Annotated in this window: 5 protein-coding genes; 3 read left to right on the top strand and 2 right to left on the bottom strand. The window is 73.0% G+C overall.

The features are described from left to right. Both ACFOVU_RS02160 and ACFOVU_RS02155 read left to right on the top strand, forming a co-directional pair. On the top strand, nucleotides 1–817 hold an 817-nt coding region (locus ACFOVU_RS02160), incomplete at its 5' end, for a sugar phosphate isomerase/epimerase family protein (RefSeq protein WP_378529552.1). A gap of 242 nt (nucleotides 818–1,059) precedes the next feature. Next, nucleotides 1,060–3,426 (top strand): hypothetical protein, encoded by a 2,367-nt coding sequence (locus ACFOVU_RS02155; RefSeq protein WP_378529551.1) that lies wholly within the window; start codon nucleotides 1,060–1,062, stop codon nucleotides 3,424–3,426. On the opposite strand, the gene ACFOVU_RS02150 is transcribed toward ACFOVU_RS02155, so the two are convergent. After that, entirely contained in the window at nucleotides 3,392–4,231 is an 840-nt protein-coding gene (locus ACFOVU_RS02150; RefSeq protein WP_378529550.1) for a TauD/TfdA dioxygenase family protein, read from the bottom strand. The genes ACFOVU_RS02155 and ACFOVU_RS02150 overlap by 35 nt on opposite strands. 499 nt (nucleotides 4,232–4,730) lie before the next feature. Between ACFOVU_RS02150 and ACFOVU_RS02145 the strand changes: the two genes are divergently transcribed. Continuing rightward, nucleotides 4,731–5,096, top strand: a complete 366-nt coding sequence (locus ACFOVU_RS02145; RefSeq protein ID WP_378529549.1) for an STAS domain-containing protein — start codon at nucleotides 4,731–4,733, stop codon at nucleotides 5,094–5,096. A gap of 93 nt (nucleotides 5,097–5,189) precedes the next feature. Here the strand turns inward: ACFOVU_RS02145 and ACFOVU_RS02140 are convergent, their stop codons facing one another. After that, the gene (locus tag ACFOVU_RS02140; protein ID WP_378529548.1) at nucleotides 5,190–5,900 is read right to left on the bottom strand and encodes a M50 family metallopeptidase; all 711 of its coding nucleotides are present in this window, start codon (nucleotides 5,898–5,900) and stop codon (nucleotides 5,190–5,192) included. Between the last annotated feature and the right edge of the window lie 100 nt (nucleotides 5,901–6,000).

Here is a 6,000-nt window from a genome sequence, read left to right as displayed (position 1 = left end):
CGCGCCCGAGGCCGCCGACATCGGCCGGGGCCGGCGCGTCCCGGCCGACCGGATCGGCATCCAGCTCTACACCATGCGCGACTCGCTGGGCGGCGAGCCCGGCTTCGACGCGACCCTCGCCCACATCGCCGACATCGGCTACCCCCGGGTGGAGGTGGCCGGCTACTACGGGCGCACGGCCGCGGAGCTGCGGACGTTCTTCGACGAGCTCGGCATCGAGCCCGCGTCCAGCCACGAGGCCATCAGCGAGAGCGAGGAGGCGCTGGAGACCAAGCTCGACAACGCCCTCACGCTCGGCCAGTGGTCGATGGTCGTCCCCTACCTCGCCTCGGAGGTGGAGGACGACTGGAAGCGCTGGGCCGAGCAGATGAACACCGAGGCCGCCGCCGCCCGCTCGGTGGGCCTGCGCTACGGCTACCACAACCACGCCCACGAGTTCACGACGGACCTCGGCAACGGCCGCACCCCGTGGGACGTGCTGACCGAGGAGCTCGACCCCCGGCTGGTGCACCTGGAGATCGACATCTACTGGGCGGTGACGGGCGGGATCGAGAGCGGCGACGGCGCCGACGACCCCGAGGGCTTCACCCTCGACGTCATCCGCGCGGCCCGGCAGAGGACGCTCCTGTTCCACGTGAAGGACCGCGCCGAATCCGACGGCGACACCGCCGACCTGGGCACCGGCATCATCGACTTCGCCCGCATCTTCCGCGCCCACCGGGTCCGCGAGTACATCGTCGAGAACGACACCCCCGACGTCACCCCCGAGAACACCGCCGAGGTCGGCTACCAGTACCTCCGCGACCTCTGCTTCTGACCCCTCCCCCACCGGCCGGCCCTCTCCCCCACCCCGAGAGCGGCCGGCCGGTCCTTGCCGGTCCGGCACCGGCCGCGGCACCACTGGCGCGCGTGGGCTCACCTCCCACGATGGGCCCGGTGCGGCCGTTAGTGTGAGGGCCGTCTCGTGCGAACGTGCGGGCTGAGGGGGGAGGGGCCGTGGCTCTGCGGGGGCTGCCGTTATGTGCCCTTGCGCGCCGGGTCCTGGCCGGGGGTGCTGCGATGGCCGCGGCCCTGGCGCTCGCCCCGGTACCCCTTGCCGCCGCTTCGCCTGCTGCGCCTTCCGGGGCCGCTTCGCCCGCTGCCGCCGCAGCGCCCGTCACTGCTCCGCCGGCCTCGGCCGCTTCTCCCGGGGCGCCTGCTCCGCAGCGGCCCGATGGGCCGGTGGTGCTGGTCGGGGTCCCGGGGCTGCTCTGGGAGGAGATGGGGCCCCGCACCACCCCCCACCTGTGGGGGCTCGCCGAGCGCAGTGCGATCGGCGACATGTCGATCCGCACCGTCACCTCCCGCACCTGCCCGGTGGACGGGTGGCTGACGGTGTCGGCGGGCGAACGCGCCTCCAGCGAGCGCCAGCGCCACTCCATCTGCGAACTCCCGGTGCCCCCCGAGCCCGACCGCGACGGCGGCGGCGCGGTCGTCCCCGACTATGCCGACCACGTCGCCGACAACGCCGCGTCCTCCTATGCCGCGCGGGTGGGCCTGCTCGGTCAGGCGGTGCGCGATGCCGGGGGCTCCACCCTCGCCGTCGGCCCCGGCGCCGCTCTGGCGGCGGCCGACTCCGAGGGCCGTGTCGACCGCTACCTGCCGGCGGTGGACGACCTGGAGCGGGGCGACCTCGCGGGCGCCTGGCTCACCGTGGTCGACCTCGACGACCTGGCCGACCTCTACCTCGACCCGCCCGAAGACCCCGACGACGAACCCGCCGTCCCCGGCGCCGAGCCCTCGGGCGCCGCCGACGGCGCGCCCCCGCCCGATCCCGCCGCCGAACCCGAGCCCGACCCCATCCAGGACGACGACCGCCTCGACGCCCTGTCCGCGATCGACGCGCAGGTCGGCCGGCTCCTGGAGGTGCTGCCCGAGGGCTCCCCGGTGCTGGTGGCGGGGGTCTCGGTGGAGGCGGGCGCGTCCAAGCTGACCGCGGCCCTGATGCACGGCCCCGGCCCGGGCGGCACCGACTACGACGGCGGCTTCCTGACCTCGGAGTCCACCCGCCGTGAAGGCCTGGTGACCCTGACCGACACCACCACGACCCTGCTGCACTCCATGGCGCTGCCCACGCAGCCGGGCATGGTGGGCCGCGCCTGGCTGGAGGAGCCGCGCCCGCCCGGCACCGGCGCGGCGGTGGATCGGCTGGCCGACTTCACCACAGCGGCGCTGGTCGTCCAGTCGCTGATGGCCGGGTTCTTCAGCCTGCTCGTCGCCGTCCAGCTGCTGATCTACGCCGCCGCGGCCTACGCGCTGCACCGCTACGGCGCCCGCGACCTCGACAAGCGCGCGGCGGTACTGACGATGACGCGGACCGTGGCCCTGGGCGGAGCGGCGTTCCCGGTGTCCAGCTACCTGGCCAACCTCATCCCCTGGTGGTCCTCCTCGGTGCCGCAGATCGCGCTGCCGGCCTGCGTGTTACTGACCGACGTGCTGGTGGTGGCCGTGGCGGTGTCGGGCCCGTGGCGCCGCGACATCCTCGGCCCCATGACGGTGGTCGCAGGCGTGACCACCGCGGTGCTGTTCATCGACACGTGCACCGGCGCCAACCTCCAGATGAACTCGCCCACGGGCTACACCGCGATCGTCGGCGGCCGCTTCTACGGGCTGGGCAACATCGCCTCGGCGACGTTCGCCACCGGGATGCTGATGGCCGTCGCCGGGGTGGCGCACGCGCTGCTGCGCCGGGGGCTGCGGGTGTGGGCGCTGGCGGTGCCGCCCGTGGTCGGGGTGGCCACGCTGTTCGTTGTGGGCTGGCCCGGGCTGGGCACCGATTTCGGCGGGGTGCTCGCGCTGGTCCCGGGCCTGACGGTGACCGTGCTGATGATCGCCGGGCGGCGAGTGACGGCGGGGTGGATGGCCGCGGTCGCCGCGCTGGCGGTGCTGATCATCGGGGTCCTGTCCTACCTGGACTACCTCCGGCCGCCCAGCGAACGGAGCCACTTCGGGCTGTTCGCCGACCAGCTGGCCGACGGCGCTGCGTGGACAGTGCTGGACCGCAAGCTCGGGGCGATGCTGGGCTCCCTGGGCAACTGGCAGCTGACGCTGCTGTCGGCGTGCGCGCTGCTGTTCCTGTTCGTGGTGCTCAACAAGCCCACCGACTGGAAGGTCGGGGCGTTGCAGCGCGCCTATGAGTACGCGCCGACGCTGCGCGCGGGTCTGACCGGCTCGCTGGTCTCCGCGCTGGCGGGGTTCGCGGTGAACGACTCCGGGATCGCGATCCCGGCGCTGGCGCTGACGGTGGCGGTGCCGCTGGCCCTGTCGGCGTGCGCGTGGGCGCTCCAGCAGGACGGGCCGGGGGCGGCGGTCCCGGCAGCGGCGCCGGGGGCCGGTGCCGGGGCGCCGGCCGTCAGTCGGCGAACCCCACCGGGAAGTCGACGGTGACGCGGTGCATCTCGCGCCGCTCGGTGTAGTCGGGCACGGCGTAGTGCTGGACCGCGCGGTTGTCCCAGAAGGCGAGCGTTCCGGGGGCCCAGGTCAGCCGCACCTGGAACTCGGGGTGGCGGATCTGGTCGCACAGCAGCGGCAGCAGCGCGTCGTTCTCCCACGGGCTGAGCCCCTTGAGGCGGACCACGGAGCTGCGGTGGACGTAGAGGAGCTTGCGCCCGGTCTCGGGGTGGACCCGCACCACGGGGTGCTCGCGGGGCGGGAACGCCTTTTGCAGGCGTTCCAGGTCGAGCGGGTGCCCCTTGGCGATCGCCTTGACCACGCCGGGGGTGATGTCGTGGACGGCGACGAGCTTCTCGGCGAGCTCGCGGACCGCCGGGGAGAGGTCGTCGAAGGCGTGGCAGGCGCTGGCCCACAGGGTGTCGCCGCCGACCGAGGGGAGCTTGACGGCACGCAGCAGGGAGCCCATCGGCGGCCGCGGCATGAAGGTGTTGTCGGCGTGCCAGTTGTCGCCGCCCTCCCCTTTGGGGCTGGTCTGGTTGAGCACGTGGACGGAGTCGGTGACCGGGTCGCCGGTGGGGGCGGCCGACTTCATCGGGGGCACGCTGAGCTCGCCGAACCTGAGGGCGAAGCGCAGGTGCTCTTCGTCACTGATGTGCTGATCGCGGAAGAACAGCACCCCGTGCTCCAGGAGGCCGCGGTGGACGGTGGCGACCTCCTCGCCGGAGAGGTCGCGGCGGAGGTCGATGCCGGTGACGTAGGCGCCGATGCGCGCCGTGGCTTTGCCGAATTCAATGGCCATGGTCGCCTCCCGATAGGAAAACAAGCAATTGCTTGGTTTGCTTGAGGGTAGCACCGCCACCTCCCGGACCCCAGTCCCCGCGGGGTTTCCCACCGCCGCGGACACCGTCCGCGTGCGCCGCGCCACGCCGCCCAAGTCACGAAATGAACACGACGGTGTGGTAGGGTCCGGGGCGGATGCTTGTTCTAAGCACCTTAGGAATGAGGGGGAGCGCAGCCTGTTTCCTACAGGCCGCCCAGCAGGCCGAACCGGCCGCAGCCATCCACGACCCGGCCACCTGAGCCGATGCCGGTGCCCCGGCTCGACGACGATCCACGCATGTGTCAGACAGGTTCCCGCTGTCGGCATGGGGGTAGCAATGAACCAGAGTTTTCGCGATGGCGGTGCGCCCGCCCACGTGGTGTCCGGCCCGTTAGGCGCCCGTCCCCGGCCCGCGGGCGTGCGCCGCGCCACGCCGCCCCAACGAGCGGCGGCACCGGCGCACCACTCCGGAGCGAACATGCCCGCGCTGAAGATCACCCCTCGCCCCCACGACGACGCCTTCGTCCTCGTGATCGACGGGGAGATCGACATGGCCACCGAGCAGCAGTTCCACAAGGCCCTCAGCGCGGCCGTCGAGAAGCGGCCCGACGGCCGCATCGTCCTCGACTGCGCCCGCCTGACCTTCATCGACTCCAGCGGCCTGCGCGTGCTCATCCAGGGCCACCGCATGGCCAAGGAGCACCACAGCACCCTGTCCGTCGCCGCGCCCATCGACCGCGTGGCCCAGGTGCTGCGCGTCACCGCGATCGACACCCGCGTTCCGGTGTTCGGCACCGTCGACGCCGCGCTGGCCGCCCCCATGGGGAGCCCCAGCGGCAGGTGAGCGCGTCACCGGCGCCCGGCGCCGGTCACCCCCGCGGCCGGCCCGCCGCGCCGGCCGTCTCCGTCCCCCCGGACTCCGCCCGCACCCGACTGCTCAGAACAGCAGCAGCCACACGCCGAGCACGACCACGGCCACGTTCACCAGGCCGAAGAAGACCACCCACACCGTTCCCGGCACGCCGGTGAGCCGGTCGAGCTGGTCGGCGTCGGACTGCGGCGAGGGCTGGCGGCGCCGCTGGGCCTGGAGCTCGAACACCGGGCGCACGCCGGCGAAGAGCAGGAACCAGATGAACAGGTAGGCGAACCCCGCCTGCACGTCGGCCGGGGTGAACCAGGAGACCAGGAAGACCACCGCGCCGGTGCCCACGATCGACACCACGCCGTAGACGTTGCGGATCAGCAGCAGCATCGCCGCCAGGATGACGATGCTCAGCCACAGCAGCGCGGTGATCCGGTTGTCGAGCAGCAGCAGGATGCCGAACAGCCCCACCAGCGATGGCGTGATGTAGCCGACGGCGACCGTCAGGATCATCCCGATCCCGTCCGGGCGCCCCCGCGAGACCGTGACCCCCGATGTGTCGGAGTGCAGCCGGATCCCCGTCAGCGTGCGTCCGCTGAGCACCGCAACCAGTGCGTGCCCGCCCTCATGGGCGATCGTCACGACGTTGCGCGCGATGCGCCAGGGCCCGCGCACCAGCACGGCGGCCAGCGCGACCACGCCCATCGCGATCACGAGCCACTGCGGCGGCGCCGACTGGACCTGGAAGACGTCCTGCCACACCTCCGCCAGGGAAGTTCCCTCCATGAGCCCCGTTCTCCGTTCCGCTCGGCCGTGGCAGCGTTCGGCGGCGTCCCCGCGACCGCCCGGCGAAAGGGCCGGAACGGCTCGAAAGACGACCTAGGCG

It is taken from the genome of Nocardiopsis sediminis (assembly GCF_042650565.1).
Taxonomy (GTDB): Bacteria; Actinomycetota; Actinomycetes; order Streptosporangiales; family Streptosporangiaceae; genus Nocardiopsis_B; species Nocardiopsis_B sediminis.
This window is presented reverse-complemented; position numbering and strand designations above follow the sequence as displayed.

Bases quoted from the DNA above. Each gene is read 5' to 3' on its own strand.
- ACFOVU_RS02140 (WP_378529548.1), bottom strand. From the start codon at position 5,900: ATGGAGGGAACTTCCCTGGCGGAGGTGTGGCAGGACGTCTTCCAGGTC.
- ACFOVU_RS02145 (WP_378529549.1), top strand. From the start codon at position 4,731: ATGCCCGCGCTGAAGATCACCCCTCGCCCCCACGACGACGCCTTCGTC.
- ACFOVU_RS02150 (WP_378529550.1), bottom strand. From the start codon at position 4,231: ATGGCCATTGAATTCGGCAAAGCCACGGCGCGCATCGGCGCCTACGTC.
- ACFOVU_RS02155 (WP_378529551.1), top strand. From the start codon at position 1,060: ATGGCCGCGGCCCTGGCGCTCGCCCCGGTACCCCTTGCCGCCGCTTCG.